A 20,980-nucleotide genomic window follows, 5' to 3' on the forward strand; every position below is an offset into this window, starting at 1 on the left:
TGCAAATTGACACATTTTTAGCGCCGCGTTTTTCTCAAAGCTTAAGAGCGGCTTATCAGTTGGCGGGTGTAAAAATCATCACTTTGCCTGATTACCTGTTGCAGAATATTACGATCCACTGGCCGACTGGTTTGTCTTCACTATGCTTAGATCCACGTGACGCCGACAACGGCCCGACCATGGCGACACGCGGTGAAAGACTCTTCTTTTACTGAATGCAGTATGATGACTAATGTTTCAGCAACCGGAGGTCCGAATGGCAAACCATCGTGGTGGTTCAGGTAATTTCGCTGAAGACCGTGAAAGAGCATCAGAAGCAGGTCGTAAAGGTGGCCAGCGCAGCGGGGGGAATTTTAAAAATGACCCTCAACGTGCCTCAGAAGCGGGTAAGAAAGGGGGCAAAAGCAGCCACGGTAGCAGCCGCAACAGCTAGTGTGACCCGCCGCCTTATCAATAACCGTCAGCCAGCCGCCGGGTAAACCCGGCGGTTTTTTTCGTGATTAAACGCTGGCGACTCCTCATGATTTTATCCTGCCGTTTTGTCCGATAATTCAATAATTTCCTCCTGAAATCTTCAGGCCAATGGCCGATGTTGTCTGCTCATTTATCCTCAGATCAAAATAGTTTCAGCAAACAATTACGTTGACAGTTTTTGATAATACGATCAAAACTAAACCGTACAGTTCACATGTAGTGTAATCAAGATAACTATTCCCGAGGGCATAAATGTGAAAACAGCCCTTCACCATAACGCAAGGATTTTTATATGAAGAGGGTCAGGCAAATCAGCGGGCCGATAGTATTCGGCATCACAATACTGTTGGCCGGGTGTTCCGGGAATCAGCCCGTGCGCTACAGCGGTATCGACTCCGCCGCGAAGCTCAGGGTAAATACGGACGAAAGTGCGGACAACATTCCTTACCGCTATTCACCGCAGGTGGACTGGCGAAAGTATCACCGCATCATTATTGATCCGGTGAATATCTATCAGGGTAAGGACGGTCAGTTTGATGATATGGTGCAGTCGGATCGCCAACAGCTCGCCAGCTACATGCAGGAGCAGTTTACAAAAGCGCTGAGCCCAACGTTTAAGACGGTTACTGAACCTTCCGCAGACACCTTGCGCCTGAAGCTGACCCTCACCGGCGCAGATACTACGCCACCGGTGGTGGGTACGTTCACTAAGTTCGATCTGGCGGGCGGCCCTTATAACATTGTGCAGTCGATACGCGGAGGTAAAGGGCTGCTCAGCGGATCGGTGGACTATGCGGTGGAGATTTACGACGCCAACAGCCACGAACTGCTAAAAGCCTACGTTGCCCACGAGTACCCGAATGCCATGAACGTCTCCGCCAGTATTGGTTCGCTCAGTGCCGCCAAAGTCGGTATTGATAAAGGCGCGCAAGCGCTGGCGCAGATGCTGCAATAACCCCGATCCCAGTCTGTACAGCCGGAACCTGTTACCGGGGGATGGCTGTGACGGGGCACTCAGTATGCTTACAGGCGGTCCGGCGTTATGAAGACATTTTTGCATCTTACCCTCTGCCCGCACTGCGACAGTGTCTACCAGACATTGCCTGCGAAGGCGGGTGAAACCGCACTATGTTCTCGCTGTTATGCCGTGTTGTGGCGCGGCCATGGGCGCGTATCCACGTTTCTATTGCCCCTGACGCTGACGGCAGGCATCACCCTGGCGATGGCCTGCTTTTTACCGGTCATGTCAGTCGGCTTTCACGGTATAGCAAACGAAATCACGCTATGGGATGCGGCATGGGCACCGGCATCCACAGAGCGCAACGCCGTGATGGCTATCTGTACCGCTTGCTTGCTGGTGGCCGCGCCTTTTATGCAGATAGCTCTCACCGGATGGCTGCTGCTGTTTGCCCATTTTGCGCGTCCGGCCCCTGCTTTTATCTTCAGCATGAGGGCGCTCAAATGGCTGCATCCCTGGAGTATGGTTGAAGTGGGCGTACTGGGGTTTTTAGTGGCGGGCATAAAACTCTCTGCAATGCTGGATGTCGATGTGGGGCCAGGCGGCTGGGCGCTGGCGGTCTCCTGCATGCTGATTATCTGGGTCAATAATCATGACCTGCACCCACTCTGGGATCTGCTGACGATGGACGAGATAGGCGAGAGTGAATAGCACGCCTTTCGCCCGGCAGATGCAGCTGTGCAGATGTTCCCTCTGCGACCTGGTCTGTGAGGATAACAATAGCGAGGCGCTGCGCGTGAAATGTCCTCGCTGTCAGACGCCGTTGCCCGACCACTCCCCAGACCGATCGCATCTGAGCGCTGCGCTGCTGGTTGCTTCCATGGTGCTTTATGTTCCCGCCAACCTCTTTCCGGTGATGTACACCACCCTGGCCGGGCAGGGCAGCGAAAGCACCATTCTTTCCGGCGTTCTGGCCTTCTGGCGCAGCGGGTCGTGGGGGATTGCGAGTGTTATCTTTATTGCCAGCGTGGTGATCCCTTGTCTCAAATTCTTATCACTCAGCCTGTTGCTGCTCGCCTCTGCCAGAAAGAGTCGCTGGGCCAGGCGTGAGCGCGCCCGGCTCTACCGGATAACCGAGTGGATTGGCTGCTGGTCAATGCTGGATGTGGTGGTGGTCGCGGTGGTGAGCAGACTGCTGAAGTTTCATGCCATGAGCGAAGCCGAGCCACGCAGTGGGATCATTTTTTTCGCTCTGGTTGTCATCCTGACCATGCTCAGCGCACTGAGCTTTGAACCAAAAACAATATGGGAAGATAAATCATGACGCGTCCTCTTTCAGGTACTCCTCTCTTTTACCCTGGGCGTTGGCGCAATGCATTAATCTGGCTGGTCCCGATCATTGCGCTGATTGTCGCGATGTCGATGGTGCTCCAGGCCCGCTTATCCGTTGGGCCTGAGGTCATTATTGCTTTTCGCAGCGCGGCCGGTCTCGAAGCAGGAAAAACGACGGTTAAATATAAAGATGTCGCCGTCGGGCTGGTAAAAGAGATCACCATTAGCCCGGATAATACCCAGGTGCTGGTGCGGGTTACGCTTGCCAAAAGTGCGCAGAACCTGGCGCGGGCCGACACCCGTTTCTGGGTGGTCAGGCCGCGAGTCGGCGTCAGTGGGGTCAGCGGCATTGATACGCTGTTATCCGGCGCCTATATCGGGGTCGACAGGGGACGACTGGCGGGACATAAATACCGGTTCACCGGGCTGGAAACCCCGCCGGCGATTGAGAACGACATGGCAGGCAGCCAGTTTATGCTTGAGACGGATGACCTTGGCTCGCTGGATATCAACTCACCCGTTTACTATCGCCGTATTCCGGTAGGGCGGGTGACCTCATACCAGCTGCGAAAAGATGGCCGGGGGATAGATATCCAGGTGTTTGTTGCCGCACCTTACGATCGTCTCGTCACCGCCGACTCGCGTTTCTGGAATGTCAGCGGCATGGATCTCAGCGTGGGTAGCGAGGGTTTCCAGCTTAAAACCCAGACGGTTGCCGCCATCCTGGCCGGAGGGATTGCGTTTTCAGCGCCGGATAACCCAACGCAGGGCGTATTTTATAAACGAACGAGCTACCGCCTGGCCGCCGATCAGGAAAGCGCGATGGCACCGGCAGATGGCCCGCCTGTACGCTTTCAACTGCGCTTTGAACACGGCTTACATGGCCTGAATATCGGCGCGCCGGTCGAGTTTTCCAGTGTGAAGATTGGGCGTGTTGTCTCGGTTGATCTTGACTATAACTCCGGAGGATATCGCTTTCCGACCCTTGTCGGTATTGACGTCTATCCCTCCAGAATGGGGAATGTGCTGGAGAAACTGCCGAAGCCAACAGGCGATACGGATCTGAACACGGCCATTTTCACGCGCGATATGATAGAGCACGGATTGCGGGCGCAGGCCACGCCCAGCAGCCTCTTGACCGGCCAGCTGTACATCTCCCTTGATTTCATTCCTGATGCACCTAAGGTGACGTTTGATGCGACAAAGCGCCCCGTTGAGCTCCCGACGATGAATGGAGGGCTTAATATTCTTCAGGATCAGCTGACAGGTATTGCCAGAAAAATCAATAAAATGCCGCTGGAGGCTATCGGGAAAAACATGAATGCCACGCTGGGCGAACTGAATAAAACCCTGTGGATGCTCAATACCCAGTCGCTGCCTGTCGCCAACCGCCTGATGCAGCAAACCCAGCAAACGACCCAGGATGCCCAGGCGTTACTGGCCGAGGATTCCCCCCTGATGATTAACCTGATCCAGTCCTTGCAGGAGGCCACCAGAACGCTGCGGGCGGTACGCAGCCTGACCACTCAATTGGATCGCCATCCTGAATCGTTGCTGCGAGGGCGCGGCGCAGATTCAGCGTCAGACGATGCCGGTTCACTCTCTGCAAAAGGAAACTGACCGTGAAATATATCTCAGGTCTTATCGCTGGTTTCACGTTACTGCTCGCGGGCTGCTCTTCTCCTCAGGTGCGCTACCACACGCTGGTCAACCCTGAACCGGTAACCTCTTCCGTCCCACCTGCGGATTTTGTGATTGAACTCCTGCCGGTCGGCGTGCCGGCGCAGCTCGATAGCCAACAGATTGTTATCCGACAAAGCGACAGCCGTGTCGTCGTCCTGGAAAACGACCGCTGGTTAAGCCCGCTGGGCGATGAGTTACAAACCGCGCTGTCCACCGGCATCACACAGCGGCTTAATACCATCGATGTGGCAGGGCTGGCGCGGGATAACAACAAACCGGTGGTGCGTATTGTGCTACAAATACGCCGTTTTGATAGCTGGCCGGGCAAAGCGGTCAGCCTCGATGCTGACTGGAGTCTTTCCAGCCAGTCTGCGCAAAAGCGCATCCGGCTGGTGTGCAAAACGCATCTGTCACAGCCGCTGGCAGGGGAGGATGTGCAGTTGTTTTCGGCCTGGCAGCGGCTGGTGGATAAGCTGGCAAGCCAGATAGGACATACCGCGACGGACTGGTTCGCCACCAACAGTGAGGTATGCCACCGCGAGTAACAACACTCTGCGTCTGGCTATGCGGGGACGGGAGGAGGAACAAAGCCGGTTTCCGCTACTTCTTAGCTGCGCCATCGAGGAAAAAGCGCACGCCATGATCCACCATCTGCCGGACCTTTTCCTGCGAAAATTCGGGCATATCCCGCAGGAAAAACAGAACTTCAGTTTCCGCTTTCAGCAACGAGGTCAATTGTATTGCGCGTAGCATGGGATCAGCTAGCTCCAGCTCACCACGTTGCATTGCGTTATCCATTTCCTGCGCCAGCGCCTCCATGCTTTGCCTGATGCCGGACTCACGAAAAAGATGTCCGATATCAGAATGACCTGCTTCTCCCATCACCACGCGATAGATTTGTAGTGCCTGGTTATCGCATGTCACCACCCGGAGCATATCTTCGCCAAACCGGGTGAGCTTTTCCTCAAGCGTTCGATGCTGTGCTTCCGGGGCGGTCAGCCCGCTGGCTGCCTCGGTAAGAAATCTGGCACTGTAATTACGCACCACGGTTTCAAACAATTCCTCTTTTGAGGAAAAATATTTATACAGGGTTGCTTTGGAGCCTCCCGCACGTCTGGCTACTTCATCCATTGAGGCGCGCTCGTAGCCTATCTCGAGAAACACCTCGGCTGCTGCGGCAACGATTGCCTGGCGTCGTTCTTCCGTCAGTACCTTCATGCTGAACCCTTACGTCATTTAACAGTGAGACCATTGAAAACTACACCGTACGGTATTGTTGCCATTATGCCACAGCCGCCAGGCTAAGGGCAGTCGTACCCGTGGGCGAACGGCCGATTCGCCACGCTGTTGAAAATTGGGTATGATCCGCAGCCACTTTCTCCCCGGGCAGCCTGATGTCTACGATTATCGATAATTTTATTGCCCCGCCGTGCCATGCGCAGATAGCGATCCTTTATCAGGATGAGCACCTGGTGCTGATCAATAAACCTGCCGGGCTGCTTAGCCTGTCGGGCAAGAATCCGCAGAATCTCGATTCGGTACATCACCGTCTGGTACAGATATTCCCCGGCTGCACCCTGGTGCATCGCCTTGATTTCGGGACGTCCGGGCAGATGGTGATTGCCCGCAATAAGGCTATCAATGTGGCTCTTTGCCAGCAGTTCAGTGAGCGCACGATCGCCAAAGTCTACAGCGCACTGTTATGCGGGCACCTGGATGAGAACGAAGGGGTGATAGACGCCGCCATCGCCAAAGATCCGGCGCTGTTCCCGCGGATGTTGATAAGCGACATAAAGGGTAAGCCCGCCCGTTCCCGTTATCGGGTTGTTGAGCGCTTTTATCGTGAGGGGGAAGACCAGAGGATGCTGCCGGTAACGCGGGTTGAGCTTACCCCGGAGACCGGGCGAACCCATCAACTGCGCATTCACTGCCAGCATCTGGGCCACCCAATTTTAGGCTGTGACCTGTACGGTGGACGTCTGTTGCCAGGCTTTGAACAGACGCCGCGTTTAATGCTGCACGCCAGCGAGTTGCATTTTGTACACCCCGTAAGCCTTGAGTGGATAGCTGCCCGTAACGACAGCCCGTTCTGAAAGCGGGCTGTTTGTCACCGTTGATTACCACATCAAATCATCAGGGATTTTAAAATCGGCGTATGGATCGTCTTCATCCTGCTCTTCCTGACTCAGGGCGCTGTTTAAGACGATGCTGTTCGCATCGCGCTGGGCAATTTTATCGGCCACGATCGCCGGGATAATCGCGTATTCATTTTCGCCATTGCTCTCATTAACCAAACGGGCAATAGCCAGACGACCATTGATCAACTGCGTCTGAGTCAGCTTATCCACATTGATTTTTTTAATTAAATTATTATCGGTGAAGTTAAAACCAATATCGCCTCTGGCTATGGTGATCCTGTTCATTTCGATCAGCTGTTTCACCTGCGCTTTATATTCTTTCGAGAGCGTCGCCTGTTTTTGCTGCTCGCTTAGCTCTTTGTCACGCTCAATTTGCGCTTTTTTATTTTCTTCCACTGCCGCTCTGGCTTCACGTGCCTGAACGCGTGATTTTTTGGCTGTTCTCTGCACTTTGGCCATTTTTTTGCTGGTCACTAAGCCAGCCTGAAGCATCTGTTCCTGCAAGGTGAGTTTTGCCATTTTGGTCTCTGAGCCTGTTGTAAAAATTTGGGGGATTATAACTGTTATTTTCCGGGCTGTACCAGAGCAGGCTCTGCAGGCGCAGGCGGCCGGGCGTTTACGCTCGCAACTCTTTACGTGCCGCAAACTGTACGCATTCACTAAGCTGCTCCAGTAATGCCAGTTTCAGGCTCCAGCGATGCCAGTACAGCGGGGTGTCAACAGAGTAGCCTTCGGCAATCTCAACGAGTACGCCCTGTGCGCATAAGGGGGCGGAGAGGTGTTCAGGAAGCATACCCCAGCCTAATCCCCGTGCCACCGCATGCAGATAGGCGGAGGTAGAGGGAATAAACTGCACTGGCGGGGCTATATCGGATGCGGTGAAATGGCGCAGGAATTTATTCTGTAAATCATCCTTATGGTTGAACATAATCACTGGCGCATGTTTTAGCGTCTCTTCGCTCACGCCGGCAGTGAAGTATTCGTTGTAATAGCCAACGGACGCCCAGGCTTTATATTGCATCGTTCCCAGATAGTCGACTTTGCACCCCTGAAGCAGCGTCGGGTCGGCGCTCACTGCCGCCATGACTTCGCCGGTCTGGAGCAGGGCGGCGGAATAGTCCTGATCTTCAATACGCACGTCGACCACAATGTCGTGCTCCCTGAAAGCCTTGTTGATAGCGGTTAAAAACCAGCCGTCAACGGAGTCGGCATTGACCGCCACCACCGCTTTCCCCTGATGCTTTTTCTCCTGAACGGCAAAAAAATCACTCTCCAGAAGCTCCACTTTTTCCGCATAGCGATACAGCTCTGTCCCGGATTGCGTTGCCCGGCATGGGCTGCCGCGGATAATCAATATTTGCCCAATGGCTTCTTCGAGCACCCGAATTCTCTGGCTGACCGCAGAAGGGGTGATATGCAAACGCCTGGAGGCCATCTCAAAGCTGCCGCTACGAATAATTTCGACAAAGGTCTCTAAAAAGGAGTAGTTTAATTTCATGTTAAGTTTAACTTACGCATCTGAATTTTAATTAATTTGCCTTACGTCTGCGTTTTCCTCAACCTGTATCTCACCCATTTCGGCTTACAGAGGCTAACGCTTTGACCACTACACTAACCTGTTTTCAGGGGCGGGCTGGCGATCACAACGATCTCGCCATTCCCGGCGCGCGTTCACTGGCAAACCACCTTGGCAAACTGACCGGGTTACAGCCTGTTTTGATTGGCGAGGCGCAACCGGCGCTAAATACCGGCTGGCAAACGGAGCTATCCGCTGCCATGCCGGCACTAAAAATGATGCAGGCGCAATTCGATGAGATCTTTGCCCGGGGGGAATCTTCGCTGGCTGCCACCAGCCGATGTGCAGTCTCGCTGGCAACCTTGCCTGCGGTGGTGAAACATCGGCCCGATGCCTGCATTCTGTGGTTTGATTCTCATGCCGATCTCAATACGCCTGATTCATCGTCGACGGGATATTTAGGCGGAATGGCGCTGTCCGGCCCTGCGGGTTTATGGGATTCCGGTCTGGGCAGCGGCGTGGCGCTGGCGTCAGTTATCCTTGTCGGGCAACGAGACCTGGATGGCTTTGAAAAAACGCTGATTGATGAGCGCAGGCTGGCCTTTATCCCGTTGACCGGAGACTACCTTGCACAGCTACGCGCGCAGATTAATGGCCGCCCGGTGTATATCCATCTTGATTGCGACGTTCTGGAGCCCGGTATTGTGCCGACCGATTACCGGCATCCGGGCGGAATGAGCCTTGCGGATCTGGAGCAGGCATGTCGGGTGCTGGCACAATCAGAGGTCATTGGCTTGGAAATCGCTGAGTTTGAAAACTGCTGGGACTCGCAATCCGAACCGGTATCGCCAGCGGCATTAATCAATGCGCTGATGCCGGTTATCAATAATATCCTCGGCGAGTAAAGATCCTGGCTCAGGATCATGTTGCAGGACGCTATCCTGAGCCATTTCGCTTTTATTGCCGCGTTTGCTGGAGCAGAAAATCAATTAATGCCTTCACTCTTTTGCTCCTGCCCGCGTTTTTAGGGTAATAGAGATAAACAGGTGGGTATGTCTTCCAGTACTTTTCCATCAGCGGAATAAATGTCTCTTTGTCTGGCTGTAAGTTGTAAACAGGTTCGAATAACCTGCCGATGCCCAGTCCGTTACGTATTCTATCGGCCATAACGTCAATATCGTTACTGATAAGCTGACCCGGCATCTCCATTGTTCATTATCAATATTACGGTAAACAATACTGTGTCGCCTGAGCAGCATGAATCCCTGTTTATTCAGCATGCACAATGGTTTAAACATCATTTCGCCACCGGAACATTTGTGCTGCTCGGGCCTTATTCCGACCAGCAACGTGCCGGGCTTGTTATTGCCAATGTTGAGCATCAGGATGAGCTTACCGCTATTCTTCGCGAGGATGCTTATTACCCCGACCTGGCCACCTACGAGGTGCGTGAATTTATCCCCAAAATGATTGCGGAAAATCTGCATCAGTTGCAGAAAGCATAAAAAATACAGCCGGTGGTATATGGTCACTAAAGAATGGATCATCAGAACCATTGTGCACCGGGCAACCCAACCACCACTGTCCTGACGCATAAAACTGAGGGATCCCGACAAAAGAATGTGAACAGCCTGAGGATCCCTTTTCGTGCTGCAATTACCAATTACCGTAGGGGTATGTTTTCCCTTTAATAAAGTCCTCAGTCATTTTCCCGTACTCATAGCCGTCAGAAAATCGTGTTATTCCTTTGCAAAACGCTAATTTATCCCCGGACAGGGTCTTTAAGACTGATGGCGTCACGCGATAATTAGGCTCACCCCGACTGACGCCGTTTAGCCAGACAGCCACTTTTCCTCCCGGAGCCAGACCAATTTGCAGCGCGTTATGATAATACTGGTTATTCCCCGGAGCATTCCTGGACACGCTGGGTTTGCGCATTTTCTCCACGATGGCGTCAGACAAGGTCAGGCGGGTTTCATAGACTCTTTTATCAATCACCGAGTCCCAGCAAAAAATAATATGTCTGGGGGGATGTTTAACGTGATTCCAGTGGCCGTTGAGTGCCCGTGAGCGATCGTCCCACCCGCCGATAACACCGTACAGCGCCTTCGTGCTGTCCAGCGTATTAAACCGATAATCAATACCGCCAGAATCAAGGATTGCGACAAACGTTACCACCGCAGGCAGCGCCTGAGGCGTGAAAAAATTAAACCTCCACTCTGTTGGCTCACTGTTTTTGACTGCGGCAACGTTGGGCTGGCCTGCCCCCTGGCAGGCGGTCAACATCATTACCGAAAGCAGCCCGGTCAGTCGTATTATTTCCATATTTTATTCCCGTCCATATCGTAAACTGTCCGCTGCCAGTGTTTATCGGCGGCGGTTGGTGAACGCTACCAATTACCGTAGGGGTATGTTTTCCCTTTAATAAAGTCCTCAGTCATTTTCCCGTACTCATAGCCGTCAGAAAATCGTGTTATTCCTTTGCAAAACGCTAATTTATCCCCGGACAGGGTCTTTAAGACTGACGGTGTCACGCGATAATTAGGCTGTTCACCGATACCTCGTAGCCAGACAGCCACTTTCCCTCCTGGAGCCAGGCCAATTTGCATATTGTCGTAATACCCGACATTACCCTGATAGTCCTTATATACGCTGGGTTTGCGCATTTTCTCCACAACGGCGTCAGACAAGGTCAGGCGGGTTTCATAGACTCTTTTATCAATCACCGAGTCCCAGCAAAAAATAATATGTCTGGGGGGATGTTTAACGTGATTCCAGTGCCCGCCAGGCGCTCGTTCGATATCATTCCAGTTGCCGATGACTTTATCCAGGTCCGGGGTGCTGTCCAGCGTATTAAACCGATAATCAATACCGCCAGAATCAAGGATTGCGACAAACGTTACCACCGCAGGCAGCGCCTGAGGCGTGAAAAAATTAAACCTCCACTCTGTTGGCCCACTGTTTTTGACTGCGGCAACGTTAGGCTGACCAGCCCCCTGGCAGGCGGTCAACATCATTACCGAAAGCAGCCCGGTCAGTCGTATTATTTCCATATTTTATTCCCGTCCATATCGTAAACTGTCCGCTGCCAGTGTTCGTCAGGGCGGTTGGTGAAGGTCACAAGCTTCGCTGGTTTGACCGCGCCGGTAACCATTCCCTGACCGTCTCTTATCACGCTGTTCCAGTTGGCTGAGCAGTGGAGATATTTTTCCGCCAGAGTATAAATTTCAGGGGTGGTAAATCCGGTCATCGACTGACCGCCGCGGGCGGCGCGCCCCATCATAATCGCTTTTTCACACAGGCTGTTTAGCTCCGCTCGCAGTGACAGATGGTCATCTTTAGGCAAAATAGGATCGAATACCACGCCAGCATCCTGAGCGGCATCGATCATCACCCGTAGCACCACCTTTGACCAGTCGTTACGCGTCGGTCGCTCCATGATCAGCGCCGCACCACTGCGTTTTTGCAGCGTACCGTAACGATCGGCAGGCATTCTGTCGTCGTGCCAGGCATTGATTTCAATTTCCACGGCCTTAAGCACCGGGGCAATTGTCGGGCAGGTATCCATCACCGCAAGCTGCTCGCTGGTTTGCTGATAAACACGAGTAGCGGTATCGGGGGTCGAAAGAGGCACGGTTTCAAACTGCGGGCGGGTCAGAAACCAGGCTTCATGCTCGTCGGGGTTGTAGCCGCCGCCAATATCAGAGTGCACGCCGGGCAGAGCCAGCTCCGGCCATGCCGGTTTCACGCTGTTCAGCGCGAAGTTAAACCGGCATTCGTGCTGGGCGGTGATATGAAACACCTTCTCCGCCACGCCTGGACGCAGCGCAATATTGACCTCACCGGTATCGGCGCTGTGCGGGTTGAGGCCGTTAATCGGAGTGCCAATGGCCGCCACGGTATCAAATATCCCCAGAAAACGGGTTTTACCGCCGGGCGTACCGGAAAACTCGACGCCGTTCAGCCCGGACTTAATGGCCGCAATAATGGCGTTGTCCTGACCGGATACCCGGTTGACAAAATGCCGTGCAGCCGCCGCTCCGCGACTGAACCCGAAAATATCAAACTGCAATTCTTTGACGAGTCCCACATCGGTTTCGGATGGCCTGGCTAAATAGTCTCTGATAGCGGCAACCATTGCCGCGACCGCTTTGTCGGTTTTTCTTACCACACCGGTATTCCCCTTGCCGGTAGCCATTCCGTAAACACTGTCGCCCTCATCGGTTTCCGTGCCGATCCCCTCGATATAAATCGCATTCTGACCCTGATCACTATTAACGGGAAAACCTGTGGCATACAGCGTATGAAGCCAGTGTATATTGGTGTAATAGCCAAGATGGCTTCCTGCTGCGGTGCCGCTGTAGCCGCGTTTTAGCTCAATACACTGGAAATAGGCTGACATCGCATCGGCATTATCCATCCCAAAATGCTCACCGGTGCAGGCATTAATACTGGCAGTGGTATTATCCGCATTGTTGCCGGTGCCATCGAAAAAGACCCCGATGGTCAGGGTCAGCTCGCGCTTTTTTTTCCTGGTCGCCTGTGCATGTTGTTCCGGCTCGTCTTCACGCCGGGCGCTCTGCGCGAACTGCGTGACGCCAGCGGCAGGAGCGAAAAGGGGGCTTGCCGCTGAAGCTGACTCTTTTTGATAGCAGTCTGTAATGGAAGGGATTAGCTGTGAGCGACAAGGGCAACCACTGATGCTGTCCAGCGTCCCGGCCAACCTGCGCCCTTCATCCCACACATCATAAACCCCACCTTGAATTCTATAAATTCCGGGATGCTTACCACAGGACACCAGATCGCCCTCACGGGCACCGGCTACGCCATACCAGATAAATGTCGGATCGCCCGTCAGGATCCGCCCCCCACAGGTCGTTTTGTCCCCAAGACGAAGAAAATATCCTATTGCCATCATCAATATCCTTATTTAAAAAGCTGTCAGAGAGTACTATTTCTGAACAAACTATTTTTCTGGCCTTCCCCTGAGGGCTACTGCATTTCTGGGGAAAATTAGTTGGTGTACTGTATGCCCATATCAAATCCCTTTTTTGACTATGGATTAAGTTCGTATAGTAACCAGATGGCACCACTTAACCAAAATTTAATGTCAACATCGGATGGGCCAAACCTGGCAGATAACAACAAGTATCTTTGGGAGGCTTGAGTGGAGCGCTTCCTCAGAACCTTCAAAGTGCAGGGTTCCCGGTGACCCCTAAAATGACTGGCATTAGCTCATTCAATTTTGAATGAAGGGGGCGACACAGGATGCAGTATCTCTCACTGGGTAAAAGTGATTTAACGGTTTCCCGTATTTGCATGGGGTGTATGGGGTTTGGCGATCCGGCGACGGGGCAGCATAGCTGGACGCTGGATGAAACACGCAGCCGGGAGATTATTCGCTACTCCCTGGAGCAGGGCATTAATTTCTTTGATACCGCCATCGTCTACCAGAATGGCTCAAGCGAGCGATATATTGGGCAGGCGTTGCGCGATATGGCCAGGCGCGAGGATGTTGTCGTGGCGACTAAATTCCTGCCGCGCACGCCGGGGCAGATTGCCAGAGGCATCAGCGGGAAGCAGGCGATTGCCCGCTCACTCGACCAGAGCCTGAAGAATCTGGGCATGGACTACATTGACCTTTATATCTGCCACATCTGGGATTACAACACCCCCGTTATCGAGATGCTTGAAGCCCTGCATGAGGCCATTCAGGCCGGTAAAATCCGCGCGACCGGTATTTCAAACTGCTATGCATGGCAGCTTGCCAAAGCGAATGCGCTGGCCGAGCGTGAAGGTCTGACCCCCTTTGTTTCCGTTCAGAGTCATTACAATCTGATTATGCGTGAAGACGAGCGCGAACTCTTCGGTTTGTGCGCCGAAGAAGGAATGGCGATGACACCCTACAGTGCCTTAGCCAGCGGCCGCCTTTCCCGCCAGGGTAACCCGCAAACCCAACGTGCGACCCAGGATGATTATGCCAAAGGGAAGTACAACACCACCGCCGCGCAGGATCAGGTGATTATTGACCGGGTGGCGGAACTTGCCCGTCGCTATCAGGTTTCAATGACCGAAATTTCGCTCGCCTGGCTGCTGAAAAAAGTCACTGCGCCAGTGGTGGGGGCTACGCAAAAACAACATATTGACGGTGCGGTAAATGCGCTGAAATTAGAGCTCAAGGACGAGGATATTCGCTACCTTGAAACCTGCTATCAACCGCATTTTCTTTCAGGAGTCATGGCGCAAAATACACCCCGTACTAAGGATCAAAAACAGGTCTGGACGCGTTGAGCAAGCGATTTGCATTAACAGGAAAAGGAGAAGTGAACGGTGTGGATTAACTTACGCTCTGTTGCAGAATGCATGATGTTTATTTATCGATGAAAGCCCATGTCTGAACCCCTATGTTGGGACTTGAACAAATACGCGTGAAAAAGCACACTAGTGGTTTACGTTAACCGGTTTGCAACATGCGCGCCTCTCGTTTCAAATTCTCAATCTCTCCTCAGGAATCCCTGCTGATCCTCATTACCATGTTCTGGGGCGGCACTTTTCTGGCGGTGCAATATGCCGTCACCCTCAGCGGGCCTTTCTTTTTTGTCGGTCTGCGCTTTGCGACCGCTGCACTGGCGGTGGCGCTGCTATCGCTTAATGTACTGCGTGGCATCACCTGGCTTGAGGTCAAAGCCGGGGTGGCGATTGGCGTCTCCATTGCACTGGGTTACAGCCTGCAAACCTGGGGACTTCAGTTTATTCCCAGCAGCAAATCAGCCTTTATTACCGCCATGTATGTGCCGCTGGTGCCGCTGTTGCAGTGGCTGTGTCTTGGCAGGATCCCAGGCTTAATGCCCTGCGTGGGGATTGTGCTGGCATTTATCGGCCTGATTTTACTTGCCGGCCCCGGCGGTAACCTGCTGGCGCTGGGGGAAGGTGAACTGATTACCCTGGCAGGCGCAGTGGCCATTGCCGCAGAGATCATTTTGATCAGCGCCTAGGCAGGGAAGGTCGATGTCCGCCGGGTCACCGTTGTGCAACTGCTTACGGCCTCGCTGGTGGCCTTTGCCGCCATGGCCCCGGCCGGGGAGTCAGTTCCTGAACTCTCGCCAGCGCTCTTAATGGTCGGGGCCGGGTTGGGTATTTTTAGCGCCATTATCCAGGTCACCATGAACTGGGCGCAGCGTAGCGTATCGCCAACCCGGGCGACGGTCATCTATACCGGGGAACCGGTATGGGCAGGCATTTTTGGCCGTCTGGCTGGAGAGCGTCTGCCGATGCTTGCGATCGTAGGCGGCGTCTTTATCGTCGTCGGGGTGCTGGTGAGCGAACTTAAGCTCAAGAGGCGTAAGAAAGCGGCGCTGGAGTCAGCGCCGCAGGAGTCTGCCGGGCAGGAGTCCTGACGCTTAACAGGCCGGGCGCGGCAGGGTGTGGTAGTTGCGGTTAAACCACATCAGGCCGTCCGGCGCCGGAAGATGGGCGATATCCTCGATGGTGCAAAACAGAATATCGTGGGTGCCGACGCTCACCACCTGACTGATACGGCAATCGAAGGATGCCAGCGCGCCCGTAAGCCGCGGGCATCCGGTTTCTCCGCTTTGCCAGTCCGCCGCCGCGAAGCGGTCTGCCATCGGGGTCTTACCCCCAAACAGCGTGGATAAACTTTCCTGACCCGCCGCCAGCGTGTTGACGCATAACGCCTGATTCTGACTGAATACCGGCCATACCGACGCCGAACGGTTCAGGCACACCAGCAACGTCGGCGGTGAGTCGGTTACGCTACAGACGGCGCTGGCGGTAAACCCCGCCTGACCTGCCGGGCCATCGGTGGTGATGATATTCACCGCTGCCCCGATGCAGGACATGGCATCGCGAAAATGTTGTTGGCTGATGGCCATCACGACCTCCTAAAGCAACTGACAGGCATCGTCAAACGCCAGGCGCGGCAGACGAGCAAAAAGTTTACTTTCATCGCCATAACCAATATTGACCAGCAGCGTGCTGCGATAGCCGCTGTCGGCAAAGAAGGCGGCATCAACGACCTGGCGATCAAAGCCAGACATCGGGCCGGTGTCGAGCCCCAGCGCGCGGCAGGCAAACAGCAGATAGGCCGCCTGCATGGCGCTGTTGCGAAACGCCGTCTCCTCGGCAAGTGACGCGCTTGAGGTAAACCAGCTACGGGCATCGCCATGAGGAAAAAGCTCCGGCAGGCGGTCGTAGAACTGCGGATCCCAGCCAACGATGGCGGTGACCGGGGCGCTCATGGTCTTTTCCAGATTGCCGCCGGAGAGGGCCGGGCGCAGTTTTTCTTTCCCTTCAGCCGTGCGAATAAACACAAAACGGGCCGGGCTACAGTTAGCCGATGTCGGCCCCATCTTCAGCAGGTCGTAAATTTCGCGCAGGGTGGCATCACTGACCGGTTTTGCCTGCCAGCCGTTGTGGGTGCGTGCGGTAGTAAACAGGGCATCCAGCGCCCCCTGATTCACGGCTTCACTCATAAACACTCCTTTTGCATCGCTGCCGTCGCCGGCAGCAAAGTGGCCAGCCTGTCGAGCAGCAGGCCATTAAACTCATCGCTTTGCGTCACATTGCAGGCATGGCCGCCGCGGGCCATCACCGCCAGTTCGCTATCGGGCAATACCTGTTGTAACTGCTGCGAGCAGGTCCAGGGCACCAGCATGTCATCCTGCGAACAGACGATCAGTACCGGGCAGGCAATCTGGCTGGCGGTGGCGCTGAAATCGGCATTTTTAAGAGCCTGCAAACGCCGATGCAGATTGTGTTCGCCCTGAAAATGGGCGAGCGACAGCGCCTCTTCGGCTTCCATCCGTGGCGCATGGGCCGATAACCAGTCAGCCGGATAGAGAAACAGCGGCTGGGCCTGAACCCAGGCCTGCGGGCCGCCCGCCAGCAGCAGTCGTTCACGGATCTGGAAGCAGCGCCGGGTGTGGACGTCCATCGTCAGCCAGCCGTTAACCAGAACAAGGGCGCTCAACGCCTGGGGATAATCCAGCGCGAGCTGCATTCCTACCAGCGCGCCAAGCGCATGGCCTACCACACAGAAGCGCTCAATACCTGCCTGTTGCAGGGCGCTGAGCAGTTCGCTTGCCATATCGCTTATCTGGTAGTTATCCGGCAGGGACGCCGGATTGTTGCCCGTGCCGCACTGGTCGTAACTGACCACCTGAAACTGTGCCGACAGCGCGGCCATTTGCGCCAGCCAGTAGCTGCCGGTGCCCCCCAGTCCGGCAATCATCACCACAACGGGTGCGCCGGGAAAAGGAGGCGGGGTGATGGCAAGTTTCATCATGGCCTCACTTAGCGATATGGGCGACGGTGGCGATTTCGACCAGGGCTTCCGGTTTTACCAGTCCGCACTGAATGCAGAAGCGGGCCGGTTTATCGCCGGGGAAAAATTCTGCATACACTTCGTTAATCGCGGCGTAGTTTTTCCAGTCGGTGATAAAGATGCTGTTGAATGTCACATCCTCCATCGTACCGCCCGCAGTCTCGATAACGCTGCGAATGGTCTCGAGCACGTGGCGCGTTTGCGCCTTTGGGTCATCGGGGTACACCACATTGTTTTGCTTATCAAAAGGCAGGGTGCCGGAGACATAAACAACACCGTCCGCCAGCGTACCGGGAACGAAAGGGGCGATAGGGGTGGTGGTGCCTGGCGGAATAATGACCTGTTTTGGCATGGGTGTGCTCCTTAAGCGATTTTGGCAATGGTTTGCGGGGCGAGGGCGGCGCAGAAGTTGTCAACGTCGCTGACCCAGCCAAAGAATGTTTCGATATTAAATAATGCCGCCTGCTGGGCGAATGCCGGGCCCGCCTGGTGAGTGGCATCTGCCAGTACAACGCCGAAATATTCGAGGAAGAAGCCATCGCGCAGGGTGGACTCCACGCAGACGTTGGTGGCGATACCGGTAAACACCAGATGACGGATCCCCCGGCTGCGCAGAATGCTGTCCAGCGGGGTATTGAAAAAGCCGCTGTAGCGCGGTTTGGGCAGCACGATATCGCCCTCCTGCGGCACCAGCTCATCCACCAGCTGGTAGTCCCAGCCCCCTTTTGCCAGCAGCGTTCCCTGAAGTTCCGGGCGTTTACGCATGGTTTTCAGCGCATTGGATTTATGCCAGTTGGGGGAACCCGGTCCGCCCGCTTCTACATACTGGTTATCCCAGCCGTTCTGGAACCAGATAATCAACATGCCGCTGGCCCGAGCGGCGGCAACGGCTGTCTTAATCTTCTCAATCACCGGCGCGGTGGCTGAGACATCAAAGCCCGCGAGGTCGAGGTATCCCCCTTTGGTGGCATAGGCATTTTGCATATCCACCACAATCAGCGCACTTTGTGCCGGGGTGAAGGAAATAGCCTCAGGGCGTGCATCTAAAGTTTTCATCAGGCCACCTCCTGGGCAGGCAGTGCGACATGCTGACGGCACTGCATCAGCGGCTGGATACGTTCGCCGAAATCTTCCACACCCTGGAGGAAGTCATCAAAAGTCAGAAGCACGCCATCGGTGCCAGGCACGGTCGCCACTTCATCGAGCAGGCGGGCCACGGTGGCATAAGAGCCAACCAGGGTGCCCATATTGATATTTACCGCCGAGGTAGGATCGGCCATCTGGCGCACGTTGGTGTCGCTGCCGGAACGGGTATCTTTCTGGCTCTGCTCGGTCAGCCAGGCCAGCGCTTCGTCATCCGCACCTGCCTTGTAGTGTTCCCATTTAGCGCGCGCGGCCTCATCGGTCTCATCGGCAATCACCATAAACAGCACGTAAGAACCGACCTCACGACCGGTTTTCTCTGCCGCTTCGCACATCCGCGCCGCCGTTGGCGCAAAAGCTGTAGGGGTGTTAACACCTTTGCCGAAACAGAAATTGTAATCGGCATATTTTGCGGAGAACGCCATGCCGGCATCACTCTGCCCGGCGCAGATCACTTTCATCGGCGTGGAGGGCTGCGGGCTGACCCGGCAATCATTCATGGTGAAGAACTCACCTTTGAAATCGCTCTTGCCGCTGCCCCACAGGTCGCGCAGCACCTGTACATATTCGGTCAGATAGTCATAGCGACGGGCAAAGTAGTCATCCCCTGGCCACATCCCCATCTGCTCATATTCTGGTTTTTGCCAACCGGTCACCAGATTGACGCCAAAGCGGCCGCCGGAGATGGAATCAATGGTGGAGGCCATGCGGGCAACAATTGCCGGAGGCAGGGTCAGGGTGGCCGCCGTGGCATAGATCTGAATGCGTGAGGTCACCGCCGCAAGCCCTGCCATCAGGGTGAAGGACTCCAGGTTGTGATCCCAGAATTCGGTTTTACCGCCGAAGCCGCGGAGCTTGATCATCGACAGAGCAAAGTCGAAGTTGTAATGCTCCGCCTTTTGCACAATGGCCTTGTTCAGCTCAAAGGTCGGTTTGTACTGCGGGGCATGGGTGGAAATCAGCCAGCCGTTGTTACCAATAGGAACGAAAACACCAATTTTCATCTCGTACCTCGCGTTGTCAGGTGAAGGGGGCGCGGTGCGGCTTAATGCCGAATTCTCTACGCCTCGCATCAAGGGTTTTGCAAAGGAGATGCCAGTTTTGAAAAATGCAGTGTTGTCAGTGTGTTAAATAAAGGTTGGCAACTTGAGTGTGAAAAAAGTGGACTAAATGGTCAAAAATAGTGCACAAAAAACAGGCATCTCTGCGCCATCGCTGTGCAGGGGGTCGAGCCATCGACGGCCATTTGCTATGCTTGAGGCAAATCAGTCAGGAGAAGCAGAATGACGCAGGGCACGGCGAAAAAAACGGGAAAACGCACACAGGCGGTGATTGAGAAACGCGAGACCATTCTTGCCGCTGCCCTGGAGACCTTCTCTCTGTATGGTATTCACGGAACCAGGATTGAGAAGGTGGCGGAGCGGGCCGGAGTCTCTAAAACCAATCTCCTCTATTACTACCCCTCAAAAGAAGCGCTGTACCTTGCCGTGTTGCAGGAGATCCTCGATATCTGGCTGGCGCCGCTGAAAGCCTTTCGTGAAGATCTCTCCCCGCTGGTGGCGATTGGCGAATACATCCGTCTGAAGCTGGAAGTGTCCAGGGATAATCCGCAGGCTTCCCGGCTGTTCTGCATGGAGATGTTACAGGGCGCGCCGGTGCTTAACGCGCAATTAAGCGGGGCGCTGAAAACGCTGGTGGAAGAGAAGTCGGCCATTATTGCCGGATGGGTTGCCAGCGGCAAACTGGCCCCGGTGGATCCCCATCATCTGATTTTTATGATTTGGGCCGCCACCCAGCATTACGCCGATTTTGCCTCTCAGGTGGAGGCGGTGACGGGTAAAAATTTGCAGGATGAGGCCTTTTTTGCCGGCACGGTAGACAACGTACAGCGGATGATTATCGAGGGTATTCGCCCCCGTTAATTTGCCGCGGGCAGCGGGCAACTGAGATCGCCTTCCTCACAGTGCAGGAAAGAGGCGAGCCAGGCTTCCCGCTCGCGGGTTTTACCTCCAATGCACTCACTGTAGATCATCGGCTGGACACTGCCGCCTTCGGTAGCGGAGGCAATAAATTCACAGTCGGCATCACGCAAACTGATCCATGCCCGTTGCGCTTTTTTCAGCAGATCGCGCTGGGCTGGATCGGCCCGTTTTATCACCTGCTGCCAGGTCTGGTTGAGTTTTTTATCTGCGGCCTGGGTTTCCTGGGCGGCGCACATATTCAGCGTCAACTGGGTCATGGGATTTTTACACTCATCGGCCTGCGCAGCGCTGCATAAAAACAGGGCTGCTATCGCCATCAGACGAAATTTCATTATTCACTCCTTTATCGCAATGCCCTGAATTATACCCAAAATAACTCGGCTTGCATGTCGGCGACCTGGCGATAGATCT

General features: G+C 54.5%; 24 protein-coding genes and 2 pseudogenes. 12 read left to right on the forward strand and 14 right to left on the reverse strand.

The window, feature by feature from the left end:
• Positions 1-256: 256 nt before the first annotated feature.
• From ACSZO4_RS08355 to ACSZO4_RS08380, 6 genes are all read left to right on the forward strand, one after another.
• The gene (locus tag ACSZO4_RS08355; protein ID WP_437888422.1) at positions 257-433 is read left to right on the forward strand and encodes a general stress protein; all 177 of its coding nucleotides are present in this window, start codon (positions 257-259) and stop codon (positions 431-433) included.
• 333 nt (positions 434-766) lie between these two features.
• Positions 767-1,429 carry a DUF3313 domain-containing protein gene (locus tag ACSZO4_RS08360; RefSeq protein WP_437888423.1) on the forward strand — a complete coding sequence of 221 codons (663 nt, stop codon included), beginning with the start codon at positions 767-769 and terminating at the stop codon, positions 1,427-1,429.
• An 87-nt stretch (positions 1,430-1,516) separates the two neighbouring features.
• Positions 1,517-2,143, forward strand: a complete 627-nt coding sequence (locus tag ACSZO4_RS08365; RefSeq protein WP_437888424.1) for a paraquat-inducible protein A — start codon at positions 1,517-1,519, stop codon at positions 2,141-2,143.
• Positions 2,136-2,756, forward strand: a complete 621-nt coding sequence (locus tag ACSZO4_RS08370) for a paraquat-inducible protein A (protein WP_437888425.1) — start codon at positions 2,136-2,138, stop codon at positions 2,754-2,756. The genes ACSZO4_RS08365 and ACSZO4_RS08370 overlap by 8 nt, the downstream gene beginning before the upstream one ends.
• Entirely contained in the window at positions 2,753-4,384 is a 1,632-nt protein-coding gene (locus ACSZO4_RS08375) for an intermembrane transport protein PqiB (protein ID WP_437888426.1), read from the forward strand. Before ACSZO4_RS08370 ends, ACSZO4_RS08375 begins: the two co-directional genes overlap by 4 nt.
• A 2-nt stretch (positions 4,385-4,386) precedes the next feature.
• Positions 4,387-4,992: a PqiC family protein gene (locus tag ACSZO4_RS08380; RefSeq protein WP_437888427.1), complete on the forward strand. Its 606-nt coding sequence runs from the start codon at positions 4,387-4,389 to the stop codon at positions 4,990-4,992.
• Between the two features lie 55 nt (positions 4,993-5,047).
• Here the strand turns inward: ACSZO4_RS08380 and ACSZO4_RS08385 are convergent, their stop codons facing one another.
• Positions 5,048-5,665: a TetR/AcrR family transcriptional regulator gene (locus ACSZO4_RS08385; protein ID WP_437888428.1), complete on the reverse strand. Its 618-nt coding sequence runs from the start codon at positions 5,663-5,665 to the stop codon at positions 5,048-5,050.
• A gap of 176 nt (positions 5,666-5,841) precedes the next feature.
• Here ACSZO4_RS08385 and ACSZO4_RS08390 point away from each other — a divergent pair, with 176 nt between their 5' ends.
• Complete coding sequence (locus tag ACSZO4_RS08390) at positions 5,842-6,540, forward strand: RluA family pseudouridine synthase (protein ID WP_437888429.1); 699 nt, start codon at positions 5,842-5,844, stop codon at positions 6,538-6,540.
• A 24-nt stretch (positions 6,541-6,564) separates the two neighbouring features.
• Here the strand turns inward: ACSZO4_RS08390 and ACSZO4_RS08395 are convergent, their stop codons facing one another.
• Both ACSZO4_RS08395 and ACSZO4_RS08400 read right to left on the reverse strand, forming a co-directional pair.
• Positions 6,565-7,104, reverse strand: a complete 540-nt coding sequence (locus ACSZO4_RS08395; RefSeq protein ID WP_437888430.1) for a DUF2058 domain-containing protein — start codon at positions 7,102-7,104, stop codon at positions 6,565-6,567.
• A gap of 97 nt (positions 7,105-7,201) precedes the next feature.
• Positions 7,202-8,083 (reverse strand): LysR family transcriptional regulator ArgP, encoded by an 882-nt coding sequence (locus tag ACSZO4_RS08400; RefSeq protein ID WP_437888431.1) that lies wholly within the window; start codon positions 8,081-8,083, stop codon positions 7,202-7,204.
• Between the two features lie 101 nt (positions 8,084-8,184).
• Between ACSZO4_RS08400 and ACSZO4_RS08405 the strand changes: the two genes are divergently transcribed.
• The gene (locus tag ACSZO4_RS08405) at positions 8,185-9,006 is read left to right on the forward strand and encodes an arginase family protein (RefSeq protein WP_437888432.1); all 822 of its coding nucleotides are present in this window, start codon (positions 8,185-8,187) and stop codon (positions 9,004-9,006) included.
• A gap of 52 nt (positions 9,007-9,058) precedes the next feature.
• Here ACSZO4_RS08405 and ACSZO4_RS08410 read toward each other — a convergent pair.
• Positions 9,059-9,313: pseudogene (locus ACSZO4_RS08410) on the reverse strand (LysR family transcriptional regulator); the annotation flags it as partial.
• A 29-nt stretch (positions 9,314-9,342) separates the two neighbouring features.
• Here ACSZO4_RS08410 and ACSZO4_RS08415 point away from each other — a divergent pair.
• Positions 9,343-9,606: a YciI family protein gene (locus ACSZO4_RS08415; RefSeq protein ID WP_437888433.1), complete on the forward strand. Its 264-nt coding sequence runs from the start codon at positions 9,343-9,345 to the stop codon at positions 9,604-9,606.
• A 151-nt stretch (positions 9,607-9,757) separates the two neighbouring features.
• On the opposite strand, the gene ACSZO4_RS08420 is transcribed toward ACSZO4_RS08415, so the two are convergent.
• From ACSZO4_RS08420 to ACSZO4_RS08430, 3 genes are all read right to left on the reverse strand, one after another.
• The gene (locus ACSZO4_RS08420) at positions 9,758-10,426 is read right to left on the reverse strand and encodes a DUF2931 family protein (RefSeq protein WP_437888434.1); all 669 of its coding nucleotides are present in this window, start codon (positions 10,424-10,426) and stop codon (positions 9,758-9,760) included.
• Positions 10,427-10,491: 65 nt separating this feature from the next.
• The gene (locus tag ACSZO4_RS08425) at positions 10,492-11,154 is read right to left on the reverse strand and encodes a DUF2931 family protein (protein ID WP_437888435.1); all 663 of its coding nucleotides are present in this window, start codon (positions 11,152-11,154) and stop codon (positions 10,492-10,494) included.
• Positions 11,145-13,016, reverse strand: coding sequence for a phospholipase effector Tle1 domain-containing protein (locus ACSZO4_RS08430; protein WP_437888451.1), 1,872 nt, complete (start codon positions 13,014-13,016; stop codon positions 11,145-11,147). The genes ACSZO4_RS08425 and ACSZO4_RS08430 overlap by 10 nt, the downstream gene beginning before the upstream one ends.
• Before the next feature lie 353 nt (positions 13,017-13,369).
• On the opposite strand from ACSZO4_RS08430, the gene ACSZO4_RS08435 reads away from it, so the two are divergent.
• Together ACSZO4_RS08435 and ACSZO4_RS08440 are read left to right on the forward strand one after the other, a co-directional pair.
• Entirely contained in the window at positions 13,370-14,392 is a 1,023-nt protein-coding gene (locus tag ACSZO4_RS08435) for an aldo/keto reductase (protein ID WP_437888436.1), read from the forward strand.
• 179 nt (positions 14,393-14,571) lie between these two features.
• Positions 14,572-15,498 (forward strand): annotated as a pseudogene (locus tag ACSZO4_RS08440) (DMT family transporter).
• 3 nt (positions 15,499-15,501) lie between these two features.
• Here ACSZO4_RS08440 and rutF read toward each other — a convergent pair.
• The 6 genes from rutF to rutA are packed head-to-tail and all read right to left on the reverse strand — an operon-like array spanning position 15,502 to position 19,591.
• Positions 15,502-15,993, reverse strand: coding sequence for an NADH-dependent FMN reductase RutF (gene rutF, locus ACSZO4_RS08445; RefSeq protein ID WP_437888437.1), 492 nt, complete (start codon positions 15,991-15,993; stop codon positions 15,502-15,504).
• Between the two features lie 9 nt (positions 15,994-16,002).
• A complete protein-coding gene (locus ACSZO4_RS08450; protein WP_437888438.1) occupies positions 16,003-16,593 on the reverse strand; it encodes a malonic semialdehyde reductase in 591 nt (196 codons plus the stop codon).
• A complete protein-coding gene (rutD, locus tag ACSZO4_RS08455) occupies positions 16,590-17,402 on the reverse strand; it encodes a pyrimidine utilization protein D (RefSeq protein ID WP_437888452.1) in 813 nt (270 codons plus the stop codon). Before rutD ends, ACSZO4_RS08450 begins: the two co-directional genes overlap by 4 nt.
• A gap of 7 nt (positions 17,403-17,409) precedes the next feature.
• Positions 17,410-17,796 carry a pyrimidine utilization protein C gene (gene rutC, locus ACSZO4_RS08460; RefSeq protein ID WP_437888439.1) on the reverse strand — a complete coding sequence of 129 codons (387 nt, stop codon included), beginning with the start codon at positions 17,794-17,796 and terminating at the stop codon, positions 17,410-17,412.
• Positions 17,797-17,807: 11 nt separating this feature from the next.
• Positions 17,808-18,500, reverse strand: a complete 693-nt coding sequence (gene rutB, locus ACSZO4_RS08465) for a pyrimidine utilization protein B (protein ID WP_437888440.1) — start codon at positions 18,498-18,500, stop codon at positions 17,808-17,810.
• Positions 18,500-19,591 carry a pyrimidine utilization protein A gene (rutA, locus tag ACSZO4_RS08470; RefSeq protein WP_437888441.1) on the reverse strand — a complete coding sequence of 364 codons (1,092 nt, stop codon included), beginning with the start codon at positions 19,589-19,591 and terminating at the stop codon, positions 18,500-18,502. The genes rutB and rutA overlap by 1 nt, the downstream gene beginning before the upstream one ends.
• 279 nt (positions 19,592-19,870) lie before the next feature.
• On the opposite strand from rutA, the gene rutR reads away from it, so the two are divergent.
• The gene (rutR, locus tag ACSZO4_RS08475) at positions 19,871-20,509 is read left to right on the forward strand and encodes an HTH-type transcriptional regulator RutR (protein WP_437888442.1); all 639 of its coding nucleotides are present in this window, start codon (positions 19,871-19,873) and stop codon (positions 20,507-20,509) included.
• Here the strand turns inward: rutR and ACSZO4_RS08480 are convergent.
• Complete coding sequence (locus tag ACSZO4_RS08480; RefSeq protein ID WP_437888443.1) at positions 20,506-20,901, reverse strand: lysozyme inhibitor LprI family protein; 396 nt, start codon at positions 20,899-20,901, stop codon at positions 20,506-20,508. The two genes, rutR and ACSZO4_RS08480, sit on opposite strands and share 4 nt — an antisense overlap.
• Positions 20,902-20,980: the final 79 nt, after the last annotated feature.

The organism is Phytobacter sp. V91 (assembly GCF_965644225.1).
Lineage (GTDB): Bacteria > Pseudomonadota > Gammaproteobacteria > Enterobacterales > Enterobacteriaceae > CBFFRJ01.

What these genes read in the sequence shown, in the direction of transcription:
- ACSZO4_RS08355 (WP_437888422.1), top strand. Translation starts at nt 257, where the DNA reads ATGGCAAACCATCGTGGTGGTTCAGGTAATTTCGCTGAAGACCGTGAA.
- ACSZO4_RS08360 (WP_437888423.1), top strand. Translation starts at nt 767, where the DNA reads ATGAAGAGGGTCAGGCAAATCAGCGGGCCGATAGTATTCGGCATCACA.
- ACSZO4_RS08365 (WP_437888424.1), top strand. Translation starts at nt 1,517, where the DNA reads ATGAAGACATTTTTGCATCTTACCCTCTGCCCGCACTGCGACAGTGTC.
- ACSZO4_RS08375 (WP_437888426.1), top strand. Translation starts at nt 2,753, where the DNA reads ATGACGCGTCCTCTTTCAGGTACTCCTCTCTTTTACCCTGGGCGTTGG.
- ACSZO4_RS08385 (WP_437888428.1), bottom strand. Translation starts at nt 5,665, where the DNA reads ATGAAGGTACTGACGGAAGAACGACGCCAGGCAATCGTTGCCGCAGCA.
- ACSZO4_RS08390 (WP_437888429.1), top strand. Translation starts at nt 5,842, where the DNA reads ATGTCTACGATTATCGATAATTTTATTGCCCCGCCGTGCCATGCGCAG.
- ACSZO4_RS08395 (WP_437888430.1), bottom strand. Translation starts at nt 7,104, where the DNA reads ATGGCAAAACTCACCTTGCAGGAACAGATGCTTCAGGCTGGCTTAGTG.
- ACSZO4_RS08400 (WP_437888431.1), bottom strand. Translation starts at nt 8,083, where the DNA reads ATGAAATTAAACTACTCCTTTTTAGAGACCTTTGTCGAAATTATTCGT.
- ACSZO4_RS08420 (WP_437888434.1), bottom strand. Translation starts at nt 10,426, where the DNA reads ATGGAAATAATACGACTGACCGGGCTGCTTTCGGTAATGATGTTGACC.
- ACSZO4_RS08425 (WP_437888435.1), bottom strand. Translation starts at nt 11,154, where the DNA reads ATGGAAATAATACGACTGACCGGGCTGCTTTCGGTAATGATGTTGACC.
- ACSZO4_RS08430 (WP_437888451.1), bottom strand. Translation starts at nt 13,016, where the DNA reads ATGGCAATAGGATATTTTCTTCGTCTTGGGGACAAAACGACCTGTGGG.
- ACSZO4_RS08435 (WP_437888436.1), top strand. Translation starts at nt 13,370, where the DNA reads ATGCAGTATCTCTCACTGGGTAAAAGTGATTTAACGGTTTCCCGTATT.
- rutF (WP_437888437.1), bottom strand. Translation starts at nt 15,993, where the DNA reads ATGGCCATCAGCCAACAACATTTTCGCGATGCCATGTCCTGCATCGGG.
- ACSZO4_RS08450 (WP_437888438.1), bottom strand. Translation starts at nt 16,593, where the DNA reads ATGAGTGAAGCCGTGAATCAGGGGGCGCTGGATGCCCTGTTTACTACC.
- rutD (WP_437888452.1), bottom strand. Translation starts at nt 17,402, where the DNA reads ATGAAACTTGCCATCACCCCGCCTCCTTTTCCCGGCGCACCCGTTGTG.
- rutC (WP_437888439.1), bottom strand. Translation starts at nt 17,796, where the DNA reads ATGCCAAAACAGGTCATTATTCCGCCAGGCACCACCACCCCTATCGCC.
- rutB (WP_437888440.1), bottom strand. Translation starts at nt 18,500, where the DNA reads ATGAAAACTTTAGATGCACGCCCTGAGGCTATTTCCTTCACCCCGGCA.
- rutA (WP_437888441.1), bottom strand. Translation starts at nt 19,591, where the DNA reads ATGAAAATTGGTGTTTTCGTTCCTATTGGTAACAACGGCTGGCTGATT.
- rutR (WP_437888442.1), top strand. Translation starts at nt 19,871, where the DNA reads ATGACGCAGGGCACGGCGAAAAAAACGGGAAAACGCACACAGGCGGTG.
- ACSZO4_RS08480 (WP_437888443.1), bottom strand. Translation starts at nt 20,901, where the DNA reads ATGAAATTTCGTCTGATGGCGATAGCAGCCCTGTTTTTATGCAGCGCT.